Source organism: Sphingomonas sp. SKA58, assembly GCF_000153545.1.
Classification (GTDB): Bacteria; Pseudomonadota; Alphaproteobacteria; order Sphingomonadales; family Sphingomonadaceae; genus Sphingobium; species Sphingobium soli.
The window spans coordinates 51,166-74,016 of the sequence record NZ_CH959309.1 but is presented as its reverse complement, the minus strand read 5'-3'; the positions used below and the strand labels follow the sequence as shown (position 1 = coordinate 74,016).

The following is a 22,851-nucleotide window of genomic DNA, read 5'->3' as shown; positions in this document are numbered from 1 at the left end:
TGGCATATGCAGGATTTCGCTTCTTGAGTTGTTCCCACTACGTCACGGAAAACTGACCCATCATGCCTTCGTCCTCGTGCTCCAGGATATGGCAATGGAACAGGAAGGGCGCTTTTGAAGCAGGCTGGTCGAAGCGGATTAATAACTCGACCGGTTCGTCCACGACGATGGTGTCACGTGGCCCCTGATCAAGAAGATCTGGTTCCTCGCCATCGCGACGTAGCACGTCGAAGTGCACTCCATGAATGTGGAAGGGATGGGCCATTTTCTGCCCGGAGACTTTCCATATCTCGACGGCGCCAAGCTCGACTTCCTCATCGATGCGATCAATATCGAATCGCCTGTGGTTGATCGTTAGCGGCTCTTCGTCGCTATCCATCATACCTCCCAGCCTCATGTTGAGCACCAGACGTCGCCGTGCGACGACCGTCGCCGGATCTGGCACCGCGCGGGACGCCAGGAGGAGCGGAAGCGTGGTGCTACCTCGCTTACTCGATGCCAAGCGCGGTGAAAATGTGAGGACAGTTTCATCCCCTGCGTTGTTTTCGCTAGCCTCGTGCCGATGCATCATGCCCATGCCATGCATCCTGAGGGTGCTTTGGTCCGGAGCCGATACCAACGAGACCGGTTTGCCATCGCTGAAGTCCACCAAGATCTCAGCCCGCTGACCGGAGGCCAGAGTGAGGGACTGCAATTCAACGGACTTTTCCAAAAGGCCGCCCTCGGTGCCGATCCAATAAAAGGCTCGTCCGTCGCTGAACGAAAGATCGTAAGTCCGGGCATTCGAACCATTTACGAGCCGCAGCCGCACTAAGCTTCTGGGAACGTCTGCTCGCGGGTTGTACGCGCCGTTTACGAGAATAACGTTGCCCCGCCTCCCGTCCAGCGCCACCATCATGCCCGCCGGTAACACCAGACGGCCATCCACGAACTGCCGATCCTGGATCAAGATTGGTAGATCGTCGACGCCGTAATCCGAAGGCAAACCGAGACCTTGCTCTTCCTCGTCGGTGACGAAGAGCAATCCCGCTAGGCCTGCATAGACCTGCTCCGCCGTTCGGCCGTGTGCATGCGAATGATAAAAGAGAGTGGCCGCCGGCTGACGGATCGGCAGCGTCGGACGCCAAGTCTCGCCTGGACTAATGGTCTGGTGGGGGCTGCCGTCCAGCTCTCCCGGTACGAGCAGCCCGTGCCAGTGAACCGTGGTATCAGCAGACAGATTGTTGCTGACAGTCACCGTCACGTCGTCCCCGCGATGTACCCGCAGAGTCGGGCCGAGATAGCTTCCGTTGTATCCCATGGTGGCGCTCCGCCGCCCTGGGAAGAAAGTGGTTTCCCCTTCCTGCGCCCTCAGTCCAATTCTCTGCCCATGGTCGCGTGCATCTAACAGGCGAGGAATGGGCAGCGTGCCTGCTTGGTCCGGCGTCGCAAATCTGCGCGTGCATGCCGCCCCCAGCAGGAGGCCTCCGCCCGCCAAGACAGTTCGCCGGCTCAGAAAAGTCATTTCGAAGCCCCTCCTGAGCAATCGTGAAACTGACGCAAACGCGCTTTTCTCGATCCGATGAGATCCACCGAGGCGAAGCGCCGCTCTTCCCTTAAAGGGCGCGCGGGAGGGCAATATCCGTAATACCCGAACCGATCGCTTTTGTGCCCGCCCCCTCTGGGAAGACAAAATTGCCCTTCTAAGCTGGTTGCGGCCCTCGCCAGTTGATCAATAATCAGCCAGGCGAGCGTTCAATCACTGCGGCACCGATCCGAGCGAGCGTCTATTCCGACAATTTAGCCTGGGCCAGTCCGAGTGGCTGGTTCGGCGGTGGGCCTTGCCACGATCGCGCCGAAGCAAAAGCGGCGTGCGATTTACGTTTCGCTGTTCGCCACTGCAGCAGGCGGCGTCGCTTTCCAGTGCTCGGGCTAGGCGGAGGCTTTGATGGCCGCCGTCGTCGGTCATCCGCGCCCAGCTTTTGCTAGTAGCCGAACTAAAGCTGACATTGCAGGCTGACCGCCAGCTTCGCAAATTACGTATACTGCCACCTCCAGGCCGATACCATCTCAACGGCAAGCTCCCTGGGGAGCGAGAATCGACCGGGCATGTGTCCGGTCGCACTGAAACTCAGACTTGAAGGAATCATATTTGCGCAAGAAAGCAGCGATTATCGCTTCGCTCGCAGCCTTTGGCGTCCTTGCCGTCGGCGCCGGGCCAGTTCTCGCCGATGGGATGCCGCCGGGCATGCCCGACCTTGAACAGACGCTCAAGGCGAAGCCGGCGCCGGCTCGGTCCGACACGGCCCAGATGCAAGGCATGCGACACCGCGAAGTACGGATGCACGGTGAGATGATGCAGGACCATCGGATCGCTATGCGGGAGATGGGAACCCAGGACGGAGCCTCCCGCATGTTGCATAGGTCGCGGGGCGGTTGCTGACCCTGCATTAAGCCAGCTCCGACCACGAGGCTGGGCGGCCAACGACCGTGGCCTAGTTCAACCGCAGCTTTGGCCCGCCGTTCTCCCACGGCGGGCCAATTGGCTTTTGCACTTCGCTGCCGGCCGCCATCAAGCGGGATCATGAATTCGCTTGAACTTGGGCCATGGTCCACCCCGCACGATCCCGCGCATGCTTGTCGCGATCCAAAGCGGATTCGTAAGTTACGTATACAGACTGCGTCTCGCTAGCAGCATTGAAGCTTCGGAATTGCCGGGATCGGAACGTCGACCGGGCAACAGGACGAACACTCGGAGACCCTCAATGCGACAGACGACATTTCGCGCGGCGACCATCAGCCTCTTCGCGACGCTAACCTTCGCCGCCGGCACCGCTCTCGCCCAGTCGACGCCCGCGCCCGCGCAGACTGCGCCGGCCCATGCCCACCAGCAGGGCATGGATCATGGCGGGCAGCAGATGCACGATCAGATGATGAAGGAACATCAGGCCGGCGCGCAGAAGCAGCAGCGGCAACCGGCCCAGCAGGATCAACAGGGCATGTCGGGGATGGCCGGCATGTCCGGCGGGTCGCCTGCATCGAACGGCTCGGGCATGGCCGGTAAGGCGAAGAGTGGCTGCTGCAAGATGCCGATGAAGAAGGCCAAGCCGGCCGCGAAGAAGACCGCCAAGCCCATGGCCGACAAGCCGATGAGCGACATGTGAAGTTTCCAGCCCCGATAAAACACCCCCCGGGGCTGAGGGCCCGCCGCCGCCCCCGCGGCGGGCCAGTTCTTTGACGATGCCCAGCGTCGCCCCGTGCTCCCAACTTTCAAAGCCGGGACCGAGCAACTGACGTGAGAGAGGAAACAGTGATGCGAAAACATCTTGGCGTCGGTGCTGCTGTTGGCTTTCTGCTCTTTGGCAGCACGCCGCTCCTCGCACAGGGTATCGGCCATAGCTTGTTCATGCGCGGCAAGATCGTCCGTACGGATGCGGGCGGCACAGTGGCCTGCCTGGGCAAAGCCGATGGCGCGCACATCGGGCAGATACTCGAAGTCTATCACGCAACGCCGCGCCACCGCCGCCTTGTCGGTCATGTCGAAGTCGACCAGATTTTCGACGACCATTACGCTCATTTCCGCGTGAGGGACGGGACGCTGTTGATTTCCACTGAGAAGTGACCCGGGTAGGGCGTAAATTTCCACTGAGAATTGACCCATGTTGAACTCGTCCCTGGCTTTGACAAGCGAGGGTATATGGAGTGTTGGACATGGCGTTATTGAGCGTTATCCGGCGCTGGCATTTTCGCGATCATCTACCGATCCGGGAGATAGCGCGGCGCACCGGACTATCACGCAACACGATCCGCAAATATTTGCGGTCCGAGACGATCGATCCGCGGTTCAAGGTGCCTGATCGACCAAGCAAACTGGACCCATTTGCTGAGCATCTGGCGGCCTGGCTGCGGCGCGATATGGGCCGATCGCGCAAGCAGAAGCGCACGATCAAGCAGTTTCACGCCGATTTGGTGAGCCTGGGTTATGAAGGATCCTACAACCGGGTTGCCGCTTTTGCTCGGGACTGGCGCGAAGATTATCGGCGCCAGCAACAGATTGGCGGGCGTGGGACATTCGTGCCCCTGTCGTTCGCGCCGGGGGAAGCTTTCCAGTTTGATTGGAGTGAGGACTGGGCAATCATCGCCGGGGTTCGGACCAAGCTGCAGGTCGCGCATTTCAAGCTCAGTTACAGCCGGGCATTCATCGTGCGCGCCTACCTGCTGCAAACCCATGAGATGCTGTTCGACGCCCATAATCACGCCTTCCGCGTGCTGGGCGGCGTGCCGCGCCGGGGTATCTATGACAATATGCGCACGGCCGTCGACAAGGTCGGGCGTGGCAAGGAACGCACCGTCAACGCACGCTTCCTGACGATGGTCAGCCACTATCTGTTCGAAGCTGAGTTCTGTAACCCGGCTGCGGGATGGGAAAAGGGGCAGGTCGAGAAGAATGTCCAGGATGCGCGGCACCGTCTGTGGCAACCCACGCCGCAGGTCGAAAGCCTTGATGCGCTGAACCTGTGGCTGGAGGAGCGCTGCAAGGCGTTATGGGAGGACATCCCTCACGGGATCGAACCCGGATCGGTTGCCAATGCCTGGGCCGATGAATCTGAGTGTCTGATGGTTGCGGGCAGGCCCTTCGATGGTTTTGTGGAATATCGCAAACGGGTATCGCCGACGTGCCTCATCCACTTTGAGCGCAATCGCTACAGCGTACCGGCCTCTTTCGCCAATCGCACTGTCAGCCTGCGCGTCTATCCTGATCGCTTCCAGGTCGTCGCCGAGGGGCAGCCAATCTGCGCACATCAGCGCATCATCAACCGCTCTCACGACGGTCCAGGTCATACGGTTTATGACTGGCGCCATTATCTGGCGGTCGTGCAGCGCAAGCCCGGCGCCCTGCGCAACGGTGCGCCCTTCCTTGAGCTACCCGATGCGTTCCAGCGTCTGCAGCGACATCTGTTGCGCAATCCCGGCGGCGACAGGGAAATGGTCGAAATACTGGCGCTGGTTCTTCATCATGATGAGCAACTGGTGCTGACGGCGGTCACCATGGCGCTGGAGGCTGGCGTTCCGACCAAGACCCATATCCTCAATCTGCTCTATAGGCTGGTCGACGGAAAACCGATCTCCACGCCGCCGGTGACGGCGCCCCAGCGCTCAGCTGTCAGCGAACCGATGGCCAATGTCGAACGCTATGATGATCTGCGCAAGAGAGCGTCATGCGTCATGACCCTGCCAGCGGCGCCATCGTCGTCATGCTCCGCAGCCTCAAGATGCATGGCATGGCGCAGGCCGTCACCGATCTCATGGAACAGGGATCTCCAGCGTTCGAAGCCGCCATCCCGATCCTCTCCCAGTTACTCAAAGCCGAGACAGCAGAACGGGAGGTTCGGTCTGTGGCCTATCAGCTCAAGATCGCGCGCTTCCCTGTCTATCGCGATCTGGCCGGCTTCGACTTTACCAGTAGCGAGGTCAATGAAGCTCTGGTGCGTCAGTTGCATCGCTGCGACTTCATCGACATCGCCGACAATATCGTGCTGGTCGGCGGTCCTGGCACCGGCAAGAGCCATGTGGCAACGGCGCTGGGCATCCAGGCCATCGAACATCATCGAAAGCGCGTCCGCTTCTTCTCGACGGTCGAACTGGTCAATGCGCTCGAGCAGGAAAAAGCACAGGGCAAGGCCGGTCAGATCGCCAATCGCCTCCTGCACTCCGATCTCGTTATCCTGGATGAGCTTGGATATCTGCCGTTCAGTGCTTCAGGTGGCGCGCTGCTCTTCCACCTGCTGAGCAAACTCTACGAGCGCACCAGCGTCATCATCACCACAAACCTGAGCTTCAGCGAATGGGCCACCGTGTTCGGCGACGCCAAAATGACCACGGCGCTCCTCGATCGGCTTACCCATCACTGCCACATCCTGGAGACCGGCAACGATAGCTTCCGCTTCAAAAACAGCTCTGCCAAGCAGGCCAGAACCCAAAAGAGAAAACCACGGGTTGACCCACCCGTGACACCCGAAACATAATCCGCAGACGGGTCACTTCTCGATGGAAAACCCGGGTCACTTCTCAGTGGAAATCAACAGGGACGCTTCAGAAAGGCGATTGGGTGAGCCTAAAGCGCGTCCGGGCGTAACGCCAGAATTGGAATGCCAAGCGCCGCCCTCCCCAAAAGAAGAATCAGCCGAGTAGCGTGTCTCGGCATAATTCCGATCATGCGTGCGCGAATAGGTTCGGGAGTCGATGAATACTCATCGGCTCCGTTGGCGTGTCTGACCCTCAAAGACCGCGACACCGATACCAAACTACCTTCTGCGGAACTTACTTATAGGCCGCCCGGGCAAAGAGATTACTCCGTCAGGCCATCGATAGAGATGGAGTCAGGTAATGTTCGAGAAGGCGATCGGGACCATCAATGCGGCGGCCTCCTTCCGACACCGCTATGATAATTTCATCGGTGGTCGATGGAATGCTCCTGCGAGCGGCGAGTATTTCGCCGACAAGAGCCCGATCAATGGTGCCCAGATCGCAGAGTTCGCGCTGTCGACGCCGGAAGATGTCGAGCGCGCGCTCGATGCGGCGCACGCCGCCAAGGATCAATGGGCAAGAATCGCCCCCGCCGAGCGCGCCAGGATTCTCAATCGTGTCGCCGACCGGCTCGAGGATAATCTGGAGCTGCTGGCGCTTGCCGAGACGATCGACAATGGCAAGCCGATCCGCGAGACGCGTGCTGCCGACGTTCCGCTTGCGATCGACCATTTCCGCTACTTCGCCGGCTGCATCCGGGCGGAGGAAGGCGGCATCTCGACGATCGATGCGGACACCATCGCCTATCATTTCCGCGAGCCGCTCGGCGTCGTCGGCCAGATCATCCCGTGGAACTTCCCGCTGCTGATGGCGGCGTGGAAGATCGCGCCGGCGCTGGCGGCGGGCAACTGCACCGTCATCAAACCCGCATCCCAGACGCCGCTCACCTTGCTGATGTTCGCCGAGCTCACCGCCGACATCCTGCCGCCCGGCGTGCTCAATGTCGTCACCGGCCCGGGACGGACCGTTGGCCAGGCGATCGCCGCCAATCCGCGCATCGCCAAGGTCTCGTTCACCGGCGAGACCGTCACCGGCAAGCAGATCATGCACGCCGCGGCGGACCATCTGATCCCCCAGACGATGGAGCTTGGCGGCAAGTCGCCCAACATCTTCATGGCGGACGTGCTCGACGAGGACGATGCCTTCTTCGACAAGGCGCTCGAAGGCTTTACTTTGTTCGCCTTCAACAAGGGCGAGGTCTGTACCTGCCCGTCGCGCGCCCTGATCCATGAGTCGATCTTCGACCGCTTCATCGAGCGCGCCGTGGCGCGCGTCGCCGCGATCCGCCAGGGCGATCCGCTCGACCCGTCGGTCCAGGTCGGCGCGCAGGCGTCGGAGGACCAGCTCCACAAGATCCTGGGCTATATCGATATCGGCAAGGCCGAGGGCGCGCAGTGTCTGGTCGGTGGCGCCAGGGCGCTGCCGGGCGGTGCGCTCGACCAGGGCTATTTCGTACAGCCGACCGTGTTCGTGGGTCAGAACCACATGCGCATCTTCCAGGAGGAGATCTTCGGTCCCGTCCTGGCGGTCACCACCTTCAAGACGGTCGAGGAGGCGATCGCACTTGCCAACGACACCGCCTACGGTCTTGGCGCGGGCGTCTGGACCCGGAGCGGCAACACCGCCTACCGTCTGGGCCGCGCGATCGAGGCCGGGCGGGTCTGGACCAACTGCTATCACCAGTACCCCGCCCATGCCGCCTTCGGCGGATACAAGGCGTCGGGCTTCGGGCGTGAAAATCACCGGATGATGCTCGACCATTATCAGCAGACCAAGAACCTGCTCGTCTCCTATGACGAGCACGCGCTCGGCCTGTTCTGACCCCTCGCTCAAAAGGAGAAACGGACATGGCGAAAACCATGAAGGCGGCGGTCGTCCGCGAATTCGGCAAGCCCCTGGTCATCGAGGACGCGCCGATCCCGACGGTCGGCCCCGGGCAGATCCTGGTCAAGATTGCGGCAACCGGCGTGTGCCATACCGACCTGCACGCGGCAGAAGGGGACTGGCCGGTCAAACCCAACCCGCCCTTCATTCCTGGCCATGAAGGCGTCGGGCATGTCGCCGCCGTCGGTGCGGGCGTCACCCATGTGAAGGAAGGCGACCGGGTCGGCGTGCCCTGGCTCTACACCGCCTGCGGGCATTGCGTGCATTGCCTGGGTGGCTGGGAGACGCTTTGCCACGAACAGCAGAACACCGGCTATTCGGTCAATGGCAGCTTTGCCGAATATGTCCTCGCCGATCCCAACTATGTTGGTCACCTTCCCGACAATGTCGACTTCCTCGACATTGCGCCGATCCTCTGCGCGGGCGTCACCGTCTACAAGGGATTGAAGGCCACCGAGGCCCGACCCGGCGAGTGGGTGGTCGTCTCAGGGATCGGCGGGCTCGGCCACATGGCGGTGCAATATGCCCGTGCCATGGGTCTCAATGTGGCCGCGGTCGACATCGACGATAGCAAGCTCGACCTCGCTACACGCCTTGGCGCCACACTGACGGTCAACGCGCACAGCGAGGACCCTTCGGCAGCGCTCAAGAAGGCGATAGGCGGCGCGCACGGAGCGCTCGTCACCGCCGTTTCGCCCAAGGCGTTCCAGCAGGCGCTCGGCATGGTCCGGCGCGGCGGCACGGTCGCGCTCAATGGTCTGCCGCCGGGCGACTTCCCGCTGTCGATCTTCGACACCGTGCTGAACGGCATTACCGTGCGAGGCTCGATCGTCGGCACGCGGCTCGATCTGCTCGAGGCACTGGCGTTCGCCGGCGACGGCAAGGTCAAGGCCACGGTCCATGCAGACAAGCTGGAGAACATCAACGACGTCTTCTCCCGCATGCACCATGGCGACATCGAGGGCCGGATCGTCCTCGACCTCGCCTGAACCCGACTTCGCGAAAGTACAGTTCATGTCTCCCTTACATATCCGGCCGATCGCACGGCGCCGTTTCGTCCAGGGGCTGGCGATCGGCGGCGCGGTTGCCGGCTTCGCCCCGGCGCTTCTCGCGCGATCCGCCCCAGTCTCGCCCGCCGAGCTTAGCGGGACCGAGTTCGACCTCGAGATCGCCGAGCTGCCAGTCAACTTCACCGGCAAACGCCGTATCGCGACCGCCGTGAACGGCAGCGTGCCCGCGCCGGTCCTGCGCCTGCGCGAAGGCGACACGGTCACGCTCCGTGTGCGCAACGGCCTCAAGGAGATGTCGAGCATCCATTGGCACGGCATCATCGTGCCGGCGGAGATGGACGGCGTGCCCGGCATCAGCTTTGCCGGCATCGCGCCGGGCGAGACCTTCACCTATCGCTTCGAGGTCCGCCAGAGCGGAACCTACTGGTATCACGCTCACACGCTCGCCGAGCAGACGGGACTCTATGGAGCGATCATCGTGGAGCCGAAACAGGCGCCGGCGGCGCGGGCGCCCGATCGCGACTATTGCATCGTGCTCAGCGACTGGTCGGACGAGCCGCCGCTGCAGATCTTCCTCAATCTCAAGAAGCAGAGCAGCTACTATAATTTTGCGCAGCCGACAGCCGGCGACTTCCTCAAGGATGTCGGCGCCATGGGCCTTGGGAAGGCGCTCGAGCGGCGGCGGATGTGGAACAGCTCGCGGATGAACCCGACCGACTACAGCGATGTCTCTGCCGCGACCTACACCTATCTGATGAACGGCGCGCCGCCCGCCGGCAACTGGACCGGTATCGCCGCGCCCGGCGAACGCGTGCGCCTGCGCTTCGTCGGCGCGGGGACGGCGACGTTCTTCGACGTGCGGATCCCGGGGGTCGAGCTGACGGTCGTATCGGCCGACGGGCAGCCGGTCGAGCCGGTCACGGTCGAGGAATTCCGGATCGGCCCGGGCGAGACCTATGACGTCGAGTTCACCATGCCCGAGGGCGGCGCCCGCACCATCTTCGCGCAGGCGATCGATCGGAGCGGCTATGCCCGCGGCACGATCGCACCGGCTCCGGGCATGGCGGCAGCCGTGCCGCCGCTCGATGCCCGGACCTGGCTCGAGCCGGTCGACATGATGGGCGCGATGGCGACGATGGGCGCAATGGGAGGCGACGCGCATGCCGGGCACGGCATGACCGAGATGCCGGCCAGGGCACAGCACGCCCGCACCGAATATGGCGCCAATACCGACATGCGCGTCGACTATCCCCGCACCAATCTGGACGATCCCGGCGCCGGGCTGCGCGGGCGCGGCTGGCGCGTGCTGACGCTGGCCGATCTGCGCACGCCGGGCGGCGATCCCGACCCGCGCGAGCCCGAGCGCGACATCGAGCTGCATCTGACGGGCAATATGGAACGGTTCATCTGGTCGCTCGACGGCATCAAGCTCAACGATTCCCGGCCGCTGCATTTCAAGCCGAACGAGCGGCTGCGCGTCACCTTCGTCAACGACACGATGATGGCGCATCCGATGCATCTGCACGGCATGTGGAGCGATGTCGAAGGCCCGGACGGCGCCTTCCAGGTCCGCAAGCATACGGTCGTGGTCCAGCCCGCCCAGCGGGTGAGCTTCCGCGTCACCGCCGACGCCATGGGCCGATGGGCCTTCCACTGCCATCTGCTCTATCACATGGCGGCCGGCATGTTCCGGGAGGTGGTGGTCGCATGATCCGGATTATCCCCTCGCGCGGCATTGCTCTTGGCGTTGCCCTCTTCCTGGCGCCGGCGATCACGGCTCCCGCCCTCGCGCAGGATGCCTTGCCCCCGTCGCCCGCCGCCACCCCTGCCCAAACGGCCACTCCCGATCCAAACTCACCTTCCGCGCAAGGCTCTCAGGAGCATGCGGGCATGGACATGCCGGGCATGGATATGACCGACACGAAGGCGTCCGGTAACGGCGCCACGATGGACATGGGCTCGATGCAGGGTGGCAAGGCCCCGCCGGACGCGCGCAACTCGGACGATTATGCCGACGGCTATCGCAACTCGACGCTGCCGGGCTATGAGATGGCCGACAAGCTCTCGATCCCCAAGATACTTGTGGATGAGCTCGAGTTCACCAGCGGCAACGAGGGTCAGGGCGTGGGCTGGACCGTGCTCGTCACCAAGGGTCAGGACAATGACAAGCTCTGGCTGCGCAGCCAGGGGCTCAAGAACTCCCGCGACCAACGTCTCGATCCGGAGAGCAGCGTCGAGGCGCTGTGGTGGCACAGCAAGAACCCGTTCTGGGGCACGCTGCTCGGGGTCAGGCAGGATCTCGGCAAGGGTGCGACCACCTGGCTCGCCGCCGGCGTCGAGGGACTGGCGCCCTATTGGTTCGACGTCCAGCTCACCGGCTATGTAGGAACCGATGGGCGTCTCGCGGCGCGCGCCAAGGCCTCCTATGAGGTCCTGTTCACCAATCGGTTGATCCTTACGCCGCAGGTGGAAACCAATATCTATTCGAAGCGGTCGAGCGATCGGCAGCTCGGCAGCGGCTTCAGCAATGTCGAGCTGAGCGGACGGTTGCGCTACGAGGTGTCGCGCAAGTTCGCGCCCTATATCGGCTTCGTCTGGGAGCGCGCATTTGACGGCACGGCCGATTTCCGTCGCCTGCGCAGGGAAGGGCCTTCCGAACACAGGCTGGTGATCGGCTTGCGCGCCTGGTGGTGATCCGCGGATGGCCACTCGAGGGATCGACCGCGAACGCGCCGCGTGACAAGGCTGGATCGCAAGCCAACGGTCGCTGGCCGGCCTCCTTTTTCGTCTTGTTGCTCGCGGCGGCTGCGGCGTCGGCGGGACAGACGGCCATTCTCGCCTTCCTTCCGGCACTGGTCGACCCGGCTCGTGGCGCGCTATCGTCAAGCGCTCATGATTTTCACGTCGCGAGCCTGACTGCGGTCCATCCCCTGGCAGCCTTGCTGGCGGCGCCGCTCTGGGGCTGGATCGCGGACCGGGTCGACTATCGGGCGATGTTGCGCGCAGCGCTGGTCATCCTCGCGCTGGTGACCGCGCCGATCGGCCTCGTCGGGTTGCCTGAGCTTTATGCATTGCGTCTGGTGGCGGGGATGGCGTCGGCCGCCATCATACCGTTGGGCTTGCTCTGCGCGAGCTTTGCCGCAAGCGGGCGCGCGGACCAGGCGCGCCGCTTCACCTGGCTGACCGCCTTCGTGTTTCTGGGCGATCTCGCCGGTCCGCTGGTGGCGGAGGTCTCGGCCGCGATCCTGCCCCGCGCTCCCCTCATGATCCTCGCTCTCGGCATCGGTGCCGTCGGGGCGGCGCTTTGCGCCGTGCGTCTGCCGCGCTGGTGTGCACCTTGCATCGATGGCGGAGACCTGCCCGCGCCTACGCTCGGCGCGACGTTGATCCTGCTTTTTATCACGATCGTCGCGGGCGGCGGGCTGGCGGCGATGCATGTCAATCTCCTGGTGACGCGGAGCGCCATTTCGCTGAGCCGCGAAGAGATCGCCTGGATGCTCAGTCTCTGCGGATTGGGCATGCTGGCGGCACAGATCTTCCATGCAAAGCTGGATTGGCTGGTCACTGTGCCGAGGCGGCTTGCCGGATTGACGCTGGGCCTGCTGGCTGTGGCACTTTTCATGTTTCCTGTCGCCGCGAGTATGGCCGAGCTCAGTGGGATCATCGTTGCTGCCGGCTGGAGCTCGGCAACCCTTCGATTGGTCACCAGCTTCTGGATCAGCGGCGGCGGGGCCCCTTCAGGCGTGAAGCTCGGTTTCCAGCATTCCGCCGCCAGCATCGGGCAGGCGCTCGCGCCGCTGGCGATAGCCATCGTCGCTCCCGGGGCGCAGCCGCTCGTTCTGTGGGGGATTGGTGGTCTATCGCTAGCGCTGCTTGTGTCCCTGCCGCTAGCCTGGAGGCCGCCCGCCATCGTAAAATCATCTGCGTGATGAGGGGAGGGGCGCATTGATGCGTATAGAAAAGAAGGGGCCTCTGCCCCATGCTTATCGTTCTTCCGGGAGTCATTTCATGAAGACCCGCCTATTCGTCGCCTTGCTGTTCCTCGCCATGCCCGGCGTAGCGCTTGCGGCCAGTGATATCGTCGTCCACCGGGATCCGGGATGTGGATGTTGCGAGAAGTGGGCGCAGGCCGTGCGCGCGAAGCTGGGACGCAAGGTCGTCATGCGTGACGATGCGTCGCGCAGCGAGCTTCAGCGCAAGGCCGGCATGCCCCGGACGCTGGCATCTTGCCACAGCGCGATCGTCGATGGCTATATGATCGAGGGCCATGTCCCGATATCCGACGTCAAGCGCTTGCTGGCGACCCGTCCTGCGGGCGTCAAAGGCATTGCGGTTGCGGGGATGCCGATCGGTTCGGAGGGCATGGAAGTGGCAGGCGCTGCCCGCCAACCCTATACGGTGGTGGCCTTCGGCAGCGCCGGTCAGCGAATTTTCGCCCGCCATTGATATCGCGCGGTTTGCAGCATCCTGCAGAATTGCCCGGTGGTAGAGGACCCCGCTGTCGAGTGTAGAACCTTGTGTCAAGCGAGCTGATGGCGTCCCTACCCCTACCTACACTGAAAAAGCAACGATTTGTCTTGTAAGTTGTTCGCGGTCGTCTCCATGATTTGCCTGAATTTGGCCCAAAATGTGGGAACGATTGTGGGACCGTTTGCCCACCGAAAGTGTGAGAACGGCCCCAACATTCCCGATCAGGGCCCCGAACCGATGGCACTCACAGCATTGAAGGTGAAAAACACGAAGCCCGGTCGCCATGTCGATAGCCGGGGCTTTGCCTGATTGCACTTTGCGTTCGCTTGCATTACATCGTCATGCAGAAAGGAAATCGACATGGCCGCAAACGCTCTTGTGCAGACCCGGATCGACGGAGCGGTGAAGGAGGAAGCCGCGACCGTGCTGGCTGCTATGGGGCTGACCGTCTCCGATGCCGTGCGCCTGATGCTGACCCGCGTTGCCCGCGACAAGGCCTTGCCGTTTGAACCGCTGGTGCCCAATGCCGAGACGATCGAGGCCATGAAGGAAGCGCGCGAGGGAAAGGGCAAGCGGTTCGCCACGGTGGTCGACCTGATGGCCGACCTCAATGCGGACGATTGAACGCTTCGGGCGGTTCAAGCGCGACTACAAGCGGGAGAAGAAGGGGCAGCACGCCAAGACGCTGGACGCTGACCTGATCCCGATCATCGAGGCGCTGGCATCCGACGAGCCGCTTGAACCGCGCCACCGCGACCATGCGCTGACCGGCGACTGGCGCGACCATCGCGATTGCCACATAAAGCCCGACCTCGTGCTGATTTACCGCAAGCCCGATGACGACACCTTGCAGCTTGTGCGCTTGGGATCGCACGCGGAATTGGGTTGGTGACGCCCGCGCATGGCGAGCTTATACGTTTGTCGGGTATGTCAGCCAGAGGCACGATTACGGGTTAGGTGTGATCAGCGAGCATCCGATGCCAACAAGCTTTTGCAGAAGACATCAATCGCAGAGATGCATTCGGCAGGCGCTGCTTGAAACAAAAATGAGGGCCATAAATCACTTTCACCCTCAAATTCTGACAAATTTGCCGTTAGTTCACGACTGGTGAGCGAGAAATGAGCCGATCGCGTTGGGCTTGAAGAGCCGACCGCTCGCTCCACCGTCGTGACCCCTACGTTGATGACCGGCGGATGCTGGCCCGGTAGACGATGCTGCCGAGAGCGACGACGACGCCCATGATGGCAAAAGATTCCATGCTCGAATGGCTCAAAAGCCAGATCGTGAGAAGGAAACCCTATTTCCGTGATTTGCTCGATCACATGCTCAGGGTTGAGAGCGCCATCACCGGCATCCGCGACATCCTGATCTCGGTGTTCGAGGCGAGTCACCTGCTCGAACAGCAGCGCCAGGGTGCGATCACGCGTCAGCTTGCCGCCTGGGCCGCGATCCTCGCGGTGCCTACCGCGATTGCCGGAATCTACGGCATGAATTTCGAGAATATGCCCGAACTGAAGACGCAATGGGGATATTTCGTCATCCTCGGCGTCATCGCTGCGGTCTGCATTGGGCTCTACATCCGGTTCAAACGTAGCCACTGGCTTTGACGGCGCAGATCGGCTTTCCACATCGCGCCGGGCTGAGGCTGCCGGGGGCCGGCCGCCATAACTCAATGCTTTCGCAGAACCTCGGCGCGGTGCCGGTCCAACGCATCGAGCAAAGCCCTGCCGATCAAAGGCTTTGCGAGAACGTGATCGAAGCCCGCCTCGGCGGCCCGCCAGGCCAGCAGCGTGTCGTGAAAGCCTGAGATCATGATGGCGCGTCCCGACCATCCGATCTCGCGAAGGTGACGCAGCATCGCGAATCCGTCGATGTCGGGCATGCGATAGTCGAGGATGACGCAGTCTGCCTCCTTCGCGCGGGGGTCGGCCAACAGCGCGTGGCCGGTCGTATATCCCCACACGGCATAGCCGCGCGATCTCAGCAGCAGCTGGAGGCCACGCCGCACGCCGGGATCGTCGTCGGAGACGAGGATGGTGTATCTGCCATCATGCTGAGTGGAACGGACCGATGGCATTGCGAGAAGCGGACACCCGTGTGACGATTGCACCATCGATCGCATATCGCGCCTCGTCCCGTCGCTACGTAGAGGTCGCAGTCACTTCGGCTTGCGGCCCATGCCCGCGGCAAAGGCGATCCGCAGGGCTTCGGACAAATTGCGGACCTCGAGCTTGGCCATCAGGCTCGCGCGATGGACCTCGACCGTTCGCGATGAACAGCCCAGGTCATAGGCGATCGTCTTATTGGGCAGGCCGTTCGCCAGCCCTTCCAGCACTTCACGCTCCCGGGGCGTCAGTGCAGCGACCCGCACGCCGGCTTCAGAGGTTTCCAGAGTGCGAAAGTCGACATCGTCGAGACGCGCGAACGCGCGGCTGACGGCGCCGAGCAGGGCCGCTTTCTCGAAGGGCTTCTCGAGAAAGTCGACCGCGCCGCCTTTCATGGCCTGCACCGCAACCGACACGTCGCCATGGCCGGTCAGGACGATGACCGGCATGTTGACCCCGCGTGCTGCCATGGCGGCCTGAACCTCGAGACCGTCCATCTCGGGCATGCGCACGTCAAGGATGACGCAGCCGACGGCCGCCGACTTCGCCTCCTTGAGAAACTCCACGCCCGAGGCATAGGTCACGACGTCGTAGCCCGCGGTCTTGAGCGCAAAGCTCGCCGCCTTGCGGATGCTCTCCTCGTCGTCGACCAGATGGATGACGCGTCTATCCCCCATGTTCCTCCTCCGCCCGCGCATGGATCAAGGTAAAATGAAAGCGGGTGCCGCCGCGGTCGGGGCGCTCCATCCAGATACGGCCGCCATGCGCTTCGATGATGGTCCGGCAGATCGAGAGGCCGAGGCCCATGCCGTCGGCCTTTGTCGAGTTGAACGCCGTGAAGAGCTGCTCGCGGATTCCGTCCGCGATGCCGGGACCGGTATCCTCCACGGTCACCTCGATCAGCCCGTCAGGGCGCAACCTGGTCGCCACCTTGAGGTCGCGAACCGGACACTCCGCCATCGCCTCGATGGCATTGCGCATCAGGTTGACCAGCACCTGCTGGATCTGCACCCTGTCGACGAGGACCAGCGTCGCGGCGGGATCGACCGCAAAGAAGCTGCGGATGCCGCGCTCGCGTGCACCGACCAGCGCGAGCTGGCTCGCCTCGGCGATGACCTGCGGCAGCTCGTGGAGGCTCTTGTCGACCTCGCCGCGGGCGACGAAATCGCGCAGGCGCCGGACGATATGGCCGGCCCGCAGCGTTTCCTGTGCCGCATCATCCATCACCGACCGTAGCGACACGAAGGGTTCGTCGTCCCGCTCGTCGAGCATGTCGCGGATCGTCTCGAGATAGAGCGCGACCGCGGCAAGCGGCTGGTTGAGCTCATGCGCGAGCGTCGAGGCCATCGTGCCCATCGCGCTCAGCCGAGAGACATGGACCAGCTCTGCCTGCAGTTCCTTGAGCCTGAGCTCATCCTGCTCCTTGGCGGTGAGATCCCGGATAAAGCCGGTGAACAACCGCTGCCCGTCTTCACCGGCCTCGCCGACCGACAGCTGCATCGGGAAGGTTGAGCCGTCGCGGCGCTGGCCGACCACGACGCGACCGAGGCCGATGATCCGGCGCTCGCCGGTCTGCAGATAATGCGCGAGATATTCGTCGTGACGGTCGCGATCGGGCTGGGGCATAAGGCAGGAGACGTTGCGGCCGACGAGCTCGGCTTCGCTGTAGCCGAACAGGCGTTGTGCCGCTGCGCTGAACGACGTGATGGCGCCGGTCTCGTCGATGATGATCATCGCATCCGGCACCGTCGCCAGAATCGATTGCAGATGCTGCTCGCGGGTCTCGATCGATGCGCGGACCGCCGCCTCGTCGGTGACATCGCGGCTGATGCAGGCGAAGCCGCGATGTGTGTCGCCTTCGAACAGTGCGGTGATCGTCAGGCGCGCCAGATATTCCGCGCCGTTCTCGCAGACCCGCCACGCTTCGCGCTCCAGCGTGCCCTCGTGAAGGGCGGCCGCCAGGTCTGCGCCTGGACGCCCCGCCGCAATCTCGTCGGGCGGGTAGAACAGGTCGTGGGGCTGTCCCAGGACGCGATCGAGCGGCCAGCATTCGGCACGCTCGCCTTCTTCATTATAGCTCAGCACCATCCCGGAAGGATCGAGCAGCGTCAGGACGTGGCCGCCAGCCTGTCGCAGGAACAGCGGCGCAAGCCGCGCCACCTCCCTGGCAATCTCGTCGGGCCCGCGCCTCGTGTAGACCATCGGCCGGCTCACACGCCCGGCCGGGCGCACGTATCCGGGCGTAGCCGGACCGTGCCACTCAGCGCCGCGCGAGTATGGCCTTCATCTCGTCGATTTCCTGCCGCTGCGAGCGCTTGATCGATTCGCAAAGCCGGATGACTTCGGGATCGCTCAGCTTTGCTTCCTGGCACATCAGGATCGCGCCGGAGTGGTGTGGGATCATCGAGCGCAGAAAGGCCGTGTCGCCGATCGTGGTCTGCGTGCGGATGAACGCGAAGCTGCCCAAGAAGGCGACCAGCGACGCGGCGATCAGCGCGATGTTGGCGGCCTTCGACGGGAACATGTGCCGCATGGCGAGGATCATGAGCACCACCATCGGTGAGACCATCATCAGCGTCATGTAGAGCATGTTGAGGTTGTTGTAGAAGCTGTCGAGCCCGTCGATCATGACGAACATCACCAGATACATGATGACGCCGCTGATGACGGTCTGGAAGGCCAGGCTCCAATAGGCGCCCATCTTCCGTGTGCTCATGTGGGACGAATGATCCATGGCGTATCTCCTTCGTTCGGCGCAGGCCGACCTGGGTCTCAGTGTAACGCCCCGCTCTCCTGTTCGCCCCCGCCATCAGCCGTCCCGATGCTAGAACCAGAAGCGGATGCCGGCGACGAAGCTGGTGGCATGGACGTCCTCGCCGGCAAGCCTCGACAGCCGCGCCGTGTCGCCGGCTTTGCGCAGATAAGAGACGCCGATATAGGGTGCGAACTGGCGGCTGAACTCATAGCGCAGGCGCGCGCCGAGCTCTATGTTGACCAGCCCCGAACCGATGTCGTTCTCCGGAATATCCTGCGCGGCGAAATTGACCTCGGCGCGCGGCTGCAAGATCAGGCGCTGGGTAATGCGCTGGTCGTAATAGCCCTCGACCCGGCCCAGAACATCGCCCTTGGTCGAGAGGAACAGCGCGCCTTCGACTTCGAACATGCCGGGAGCCAGGCCCTCGACGCCGACCGTCGCGTAAGTGCGGTCGGGCCCGCGGCCGAAGTCCTGGCGGATACCGCCCTGAAGATTGAAATAGGGGTCGATGGCCCGGCTATAGAGCACCTGCACCTCCGCGCTGTCGATGCCGCGGCCGAACTCGCCTTCGCCCTCGCTCTTGAGCCAGAGCCGGTTGATATCGCCGCCGTAAAAGCCTTCGCCATCCCAGCGATAGCCATCGCGACCGCTATGCGCTTGATACTCGAACAGGTTGAGCAGCACCTGCCCGAAATTGTTGCCGCCGCTGTCCTTCATCATGATGTCGCGTGAGCGCGCCATCTCGGCGCCGGGAAAATCACGATCGGCGAAGTGGTCGCTGGGGGGAGGCGGCGGGGGCGCATTGCCGGCCGGAAGCGCCGTGCCGGTCATTTGCATGCCGGGCATGGCGGTCTGGCCATGCTGCGAATGGTCCATCCCGGGCATGTCCGGCATCGCGCCGTCCTGATGCTGGGAGTGGTCCATGCCCGGCATGTCCGGCATCGCGGGAGACGCGGGTTGCGGCTGACCGGCCGCATCTCCCTGCGGCGCAGGACTGGCCTGGTGCTGCGAATGGTCCATCGCCGAGGTGGCGTCTGGCGCTGGTGTCTGAGCGCGCGGCCTGGCGGCGGCCTTGTCCTTCTTCTTCTCCTGCGCCGGCGGCACCTCGCCCGGCGGCGCCATGCCGGGCATGCCGTGCATTGAATGATCCTGGGCAAAGGCGGGCGCGGCAGCGAAAAGGGCGATCGCGCTCACCAGCGGCGTGAGGATGCGGGTCATTACGCGTCTCCCTTCGGACGGACGCTCACGACCCGCATCATCCCGGCATGCATGTGGTAGAGGAGATGACAGTGGAAGGCCCAGTCGCCGACCGCGTCGGCGGTGAAGTCCCAGGTCACCTTGCCGCCGGGCTGGACGATTACCGTATGCTTGCGTGGCGCATGATCGCCATGCCCCGTCACCAGCTCGAAAAAATGCCCGTGAATATGGATCGGATGCCCCATCATCGTGTCGTTGATGAGATTGACGCGCACCCGCTCGCCTTCGATGAAGGGGATCGGCTCGTGATGGTCCGACATTTTTTCGCCGTCGAACGACCACATGAACCGCTCCATGTTGCCGGTGAGGTGAATGTCGATGCTGCGGCTCGGCGCGCGCACGTCCGGATTGCGATCGAGCGCCATCAGGTCCCTGTAGACAAGCACCTTGTGGCCGACGTCGGCGAGGCCCTGGCCGGGCTCGCCGGTGCGGTCGACGGGCATCGGCGAGATGGTCTGGACGCTCGGGTCGCGCTTCACCTGCGGCGCGTTCGAGAAGTCTCGCATCTTCATCGACCCCATCGCGTGCCCGCCATGGTCCATGCCCGCCATCTGGCCATCGGCGCCCATCGCGCCGTGGTCCATCCCGCTCATCGCGGAATGATCCATCCCCGAATGATCCATGCCTGCCATGGCGCTATTGTCCATGGTCGCCATCGCTGCCGCCGCGCCGGTCGCGAGGCGCGCGGACGCGTTCTTCTCGGCCGTCGGATCGACGCCCCGCATAGCGCCGCCCGACATGTCCATGCCTTCCATGCCCGGCATCGAGGACATGTCCATGCCCATGTCCTTCATGTCGGCGAGCGGCCGTTTGCGTAAGGGGGGAACCTCGCCGGCCATGCCGGCGCGCGGCGCGAGCGTGGCACGCGCCATGCCCGAGCGGTCGATCGCCTCGCCGACAAGGGTGTAGGCCTTGTCATCGCCTGGGCTGACAACGACGTCGTAGGTCTCGGCAACACCAACCTGGAACTCGTCGACGGTGACCGGCACCACATTCTGCCCGTCGGCCTGGACGATGGTCAGCGGCAGGCCGGGGATGCGGACGTTGAAGGTGGTCATCGCCGACGCATTGATGACCCGCAGCCGCACCCGTTCGCCCGGGGTGAAGAGCGCGGTCCAGTTGTCCATCGGACCATGGCCGTTGACGAGATAGGTGTAGGTGGATCCGGTCACATCGGAGATGTCGGCCGGGTCCATCCGCATCTGGCCCCAGTCGAGCCGGTCCTTGAGCGGCTGATCCTTGCCCGACAGGAGCCCGGCCAGGGTCTGGCGCTGGAAATTGAAATGGCCGGGGTTGACCTTGAGGCGCCGGAAGATCGCCTGCGGCGAGAGCGCGCTGTGATCGGCGAGCACGATGACATGCTCGCGGTCATAGGCGACCGGATCGGCACCGGCGGGATCGATGATGATCGGGCCGTAATGGCCTTCCTGTTCCTGCAGGCCTGAATGGCTGTGGTACCAGTAGGTGCCGCTTTGCACGACGGAGAACTGGTAGAGGTAGTTCGAGCCCGGCTTGATGCCCGGAAAAGACACGCCCGGCACACCGTCCATATTGGCCGGCAGGATCAGCCCGTGCCAGTGGATCGAGCTGTCCTCCTCCAGCTGATTGATGACGTTGAGCCGCACGCGCTGGCCCTCGCGCAGCCGGATCAGCGGGGCGGGGACCGTGCCGTTGAGGCCGATTGCCCGGAACTTGCGCCCGTCGATGGTCATCGACTGCCGGGCGATGGTGAGCGTAATGTCTTCGCCCGACACGGTCGGCAGCGTCGGTCGCATCCCCGGCGAGATCGTCTGCGCCCAGGCCGGCAGCCAGGCTGACAATGCTGCGCCGCCGCCGGCGAGGGCCGCGCCGCGGAGGAACTGGCGGCGGTCGAGAGCAGAAATCATTCGGTTGTCTCAGCTTTAAGAAAGAGGGCGTACCTATTGGGAATACGCAGCATGGCCTCATCCCCCTCAAACTTTCTTTAATATTTCCGAAAGGCGTGCCCTAGCTCGATAGAGGCGCGTTTCGACCGCCTTCTGGCTGATCCCGAGAATTTCGGCGGTTTCAGCTTCCGATTTCTCGTCGATCGTACGCAAAATAAGCGTGTCCTTGAGGGAAGACGGCAGGGCAGCAATCGCTTTCATTGCTTGCGCGAGCTGCTGTTCGGCCCCGATCGCCTGATCGGGCAGCGGTGCGTCGTCGGCGACGCCGTCCGCCTCGCCGAGCGGTAGGGCTAGGGCAAAGAAATTTCGAACCGCTCGCCGACGCCGCCAGTCATGGCATTTGTTGATGACAATCCGGGACATCCAGACCTGGAAGGGTCGGGTTACGTCATAGCGGTTGAGTGCGGCAAAGGCCGCGACGAAGCTCGCCTGGGTGACATCCAATGCCTCATCCATAGATCCGACATGGCTGCGCACGAGCCGGTGAACCCAACCTTGATGCCGGCGGACCAGCTCGCCATAGGCCGCTTGCCGGCCTCCAAGCGCCAGAGCCGCGAGCTCCCCGTCCGAGCAGTCGGGGAGGCACGCGGTCATTCGGATTTGGCCGTCAGCGCTTTCACCACGGCGTCGTCGAATTTGTCCGTCTGATCCGGGCGCAGCACGGCCCGCATCGCGAAGATATGCTCAAGTGTTTCTTTCTGCAGCGCGCCCATGGCCTGGTGCGAGCGATCCACCGCAGTTGCGACTTGCGGGCCATAGCCATGCTCCGCTTCGATCGCTTCCGCGAGACGCGCATTGTCGGCGCGCAATTCGGCCTCCAGCGCTTGACGCCGGATCGCGTAGTTCTTCTCGATTGTCTCGAGTCGGCTGTGTTGCGCTGAATTCAGCTTCAGATCGCGATGGAGCAGCTCGTGCAGCTCATTTTCGACCGGGCGCACTGGAACCACATAGACGCGGCCAATGACAACGCCAGCGATCGCCGCGGCGAAGGTCACCAGGACGAGGAGCAGGAGCCGGCGGCGGTCGCGCATCACTGCGAGCTCAGCAGCGTCGAGGGCGCAAGCGCGAGCCGAGCATCGAAGGGCGATAGCGGTTTGGCATCAGCAGACCGTGTCGAAACTGCCGAGCCGGCAATTCCGATGAACAGCGCGGTTGCGGCCGCGATGCCGAACGTCATAGCGCCAAGGCTTGGTATGGCCCGGATGCGCGCTATTTCCGCCATGACCCGGCTTTCCAGGCCGCCGAGCCTGGGATCGAGAGGCGCATCGCGCAACCGCGAGAGCAGGTGGTCAAGTTCATCCATGGTGCTTCTCCGTCTTCATCCATCAATACGCACGATGGTCCAGGAACCCTTGCTGTAGATTGAAAAGAATGATTG

22 protein-coding genes and 2 pseudogenes are annotated in these 22,851 nt (G+C 63.3%); 13 read left to right on the top strand and 11 right to left on the bottom strand.

Features of this window, described 5'->3' with window-relative positions; genetic code table 11:
* Positions 1-37: 37 nt before the first annotated feature.
* Together SKA58_RS18485 and SKA58_RS20155 are read right to left on the bottom strand one after the other, a co-directional pair.
* Positions 38-1,504: a multicopper oxidase family protein gene (locus SKA58_RS18485; RefSeq protein WP_009823982.1), complete on the bottom strand. Its 1,467-nt coding sequence runs from the start codon at positions 1,502-1,504 to the stop codon at positions 38-40.
* A gap of 621 nt (positions 1,505-2,125) precedes the next feature.
* Positions 2,126-2,347: a hypothetical protein gene (locus SKA58_RS20155; RefSeq protein WP_009823981.1), complete on the bottom strand. Its 222-nt coding sequence runs from the start codon at positions 2,345-2,347 to the stop codon at positions 2,126-2,128.
* A gap of 397 nt (positions 2,348-2,744) precedes the next feature.
* Between SKA58_RS20155 and SKA58_RS20150 the strand changes: the two genes are divergently transcribed.
* From SKA58_RS20150 to SKA58_RS18410, 13 genes and pseudogenes are all read left to right on the top strand, one after another.
* Complete coding sequence (locus SKA58_RS20150; protein ID WP_021224453.1) at positions 2,745-3,143, top strand: hypothetical protein; 399 nt, start codon at positions 2,745-2,747, stop codon at positions 3,141-3,143.
* Positions 3,144-3,292: 149 nt separating this feature from the next.
* Entirely contained in the window at positions 3,293-3,601 is a 309-nt protein-coding gene (locus SKA58_RS18470; RefSeq protein WP_009823980.1) for a hypothetical protein, read from the top strand.
* 89 nt (positions 3,602-3,690) lie between these two features.
* A pseudogene (gene istA, locus SKA58_RS19675) lies at positions 3,691-5,187 on the top strand (IS21 family transposase); the annotation flags it as partial.
* 11 nt (positions 5,188-5,198) lie between these two features.
* Positions 5,199-6,005, top strand: coding sequence for an IS21-like element helper ATPase IstB (gene istB / locus SKA58_RS18455; RefSeq protein WP_009821099.1), 807 nt, complete (start codon positions 5,199-5,201; stop codon positions 6,003-6,005).
* Between the two features lie 361 nt (positions 6,006-6,366).
* Entirely contained in the window at positions 6,367-7,887 is a 1,521-nt protein-coding gene (locus tag SKA58_RS18450) for an aldehyde dehydrogenase family protein (RefSeq protein ID WP_009823976.1), read from the top strand.
* A 26-nt stretch (positions 7,888-7,913) separates the two neighbouring features.
* Positions 7,914-8,939: an alcohol dehydrogenase AdhP gene (gene adhP / locus SKA58_RS18445; RefSeq protein ID WP_007683342.1), complete on the top strand. Its 1,026-nt coding sequence runs from the start codon at positions 7,914-7,916 to the stop codon at positions 8,937-8,939.
* A 25-nt stretch (positions 8,940-8,964) separates the two neighbouring features.
* Positions 8,965-10,671 carry a copper resistance system multicopper oxidase gene (locus tag SKA58_RS18440; RefSeq protein WP_007683343.1) on the top strand — a complete coding sequence of 569 codons (1,707 nt, stop codon included), beginning with the start codon at positions 8,965-8,967 and terminating at the stop codon, positions 10,669-10,671.
* A complete protein-coding gene (locus SKA58_RS18435) occupies positions 10,668-11,654 on the top strand; it encodes a copper resistance protein B (RefSeq protein ID WP_009823975.1) in 987 nt (328 codons plus the stop codon). The genes SKA58_RS18440 and SKA58_RS18435 overlap by 4 nt, the downstream gene beginning before the upstream one ends.
* Positions 11,648-12,889, top strand: a complete 1,242-nt coding sequence (locus SKA58_RS18430; protein WP_007683345.1) for an MFS transporter — start codon at positions 11,648-11,650, stop codon at positions 12,887-12,889. Before SKA58_RS18435 ends, SKA58_RS18430 begins: the two co-directional genes overlap by 7 nt.
* Positions 12,890-12,968: 79 nt before the next feature.
* On the top strand, positions 12,969-13,406 hold the full coding sequence (locus tag SKA58_RS18425; protein ID WP_007683347.1) for a DUF411 domain-containing protein: 438 nt from the start codon (positions 12,969-12,971) through the stop codon (positions 13,404-13,406).
* 384 nt (positions 13,407-13,790) lie between these two features.
* A complete protein-coding gene (locus SKA58_RS18420) occupies positions 13,791-14,054 on the top strand; it encodes a type II toxin-antitoxin system RelB/DinJ family antitoxin (protein WP_004212689.1) in 264 nt (87 codons plus the stop codon).
* Positions 14,041-14,322 (top strand): type II toxin-antitoxin system YafQ family toxin, encoded by a 282-nt coding sequence (locus tag SKA58_RS18415; protein WP_004212690.1) that lies wholly within the window; start codon positions 14,041-14,043, stop codon positions 14,320-14,322. The genes SKA58_RS18420 and SKA58_RS18415 overlap by 14 nt, the downstream gene beginning before the upstream one ends.
* A gap of 401 nt (positions 14,323-14,723) precedes the next feature.
* Positions 14,724-15,038, top strand: a pseudogene (locus SKA58_RS18410) (CorA family divalent cation transporter); the annotation flags it as partial.
* A 62-nt stretch (positions 15,039-15,100) separates the two neighbouring features.
* On the opposite strand, the gene SKA58_RS18405 reads toward SKA58_RS18410, so the two are convergent.
* The 9 genes from SKA58_RS18405 to SKA58_RS18365 form a co-directional block, all read right to left on the bottom strand.
* Positions 15,101-15,508, bottom strand: a complete 408-nt coding sequence (locus SKA58_RS18405; protein ID WP_007683354.1) for a response regulator — start codon at positions 15,506-15,508, stop codon at positions 15,101-15,103.
* A gap of 81 nt (positions 15,509-15,589) precedes the next feature.
* Complete coding sequence (locus SKA58_RS18400; protein ID WP_007683357.1) at positions 15,590-16,213, bottom strand: response regulator transcription factor; 624 nt, start codon at positions 16,211-16,213, stop codon at positions 15,590-15,592.
* A complete protein-coding gene (locus tag SKA58_RS18395) occupies positions 16,203-17,738 on the bottom strand; it encodes a two-component system sensor histidine kinase NtrB (protein WP_007683359.1) in 1,536 nt (511 codons plus the stop codon). Before SKA58_RS18395 ends, SKA58_RS18400 begins: the two co-directional genes overlap by 11 nt.
* A gap of 58 nt (positions 17,739-17,796) precedes the next feature.
* On the bottom strand, positions 17,797-18,270 hold the full coding sequence (locus SKA58_RS18390) for a DUF305 domain-containing protein (protein ID WP_007683361.1): 474 nt from the start codon (positions 18,268-18,270) through the stop codon (positions 17,797-17,799).
* Positions 18,271-18,360: 90 nt separating this feature from the next.
* Positions 18,361-19,509 (bottom strand): copper resistance protein B, encoded by a 1,149-nt coding sequence (locus SKA58_RS18385; protein WP_007683363.1) that lies wholly within the window; start codon positions 19,507-19,509, stop codon positions 18,361-18,363.
* Positions 19,509-21,434 carry a copper resistance system multicopper oxidase gene (locus SKA58_RS18380; protein WP_007683365.1) on the bottom strand — a complete coding sequence of 642 codons (1,926 nt, stop codon included), beginning with the start codon at positions 21,432-21,434 and terminating at the stop codon, positions 19,509-19,511. The genes SKA58_RS18385 and SKA58_RS18380 overlap by 1 nt, the downstream gene beginning before the upstream one ends.
* A gap of 66 nt (positions 21,435-21,500) precedes the next feature.
* Entirely contained in the window at positions 21,501-22,067 is a 567-nt protein-coding gene (locus tag SKA58_RS18375; protein ID WP_007683367.1) for an RNA polymerase sigma factor, read from the bottom strand.
* A complete protein-coding gene (locus tag SKA58_RS18370) occupies positions 22,064-22,504 on the bottom strand; it encodes a periplasmic heavy metal sensor (RefSeq protein ID WP_007683368.1) in 441 nt (146 codons plus the stop codon). Before SKA58_RS18370 ends, SKA58_RS18375 begins: the two co-directional genes overlap by 4 nt.
* Positions 22,504-22,776 (bottom strand): hypothetical protein, encoded by a 273-nt coding sequence (locus SKA58_RS18365; RefSeq protein WP_007683370.1) that lies wholly within the window; start codon positions 22,774-22,776, stop codon positions 22,504-22,506. The genes SKA58_RS18370 and SKA58_RS18365 overlap by 1 nt, the downstream gene beginning before the upstream one ends.
* Positions 22,777-22,851 lie beyond the last annotated feature (75 nt).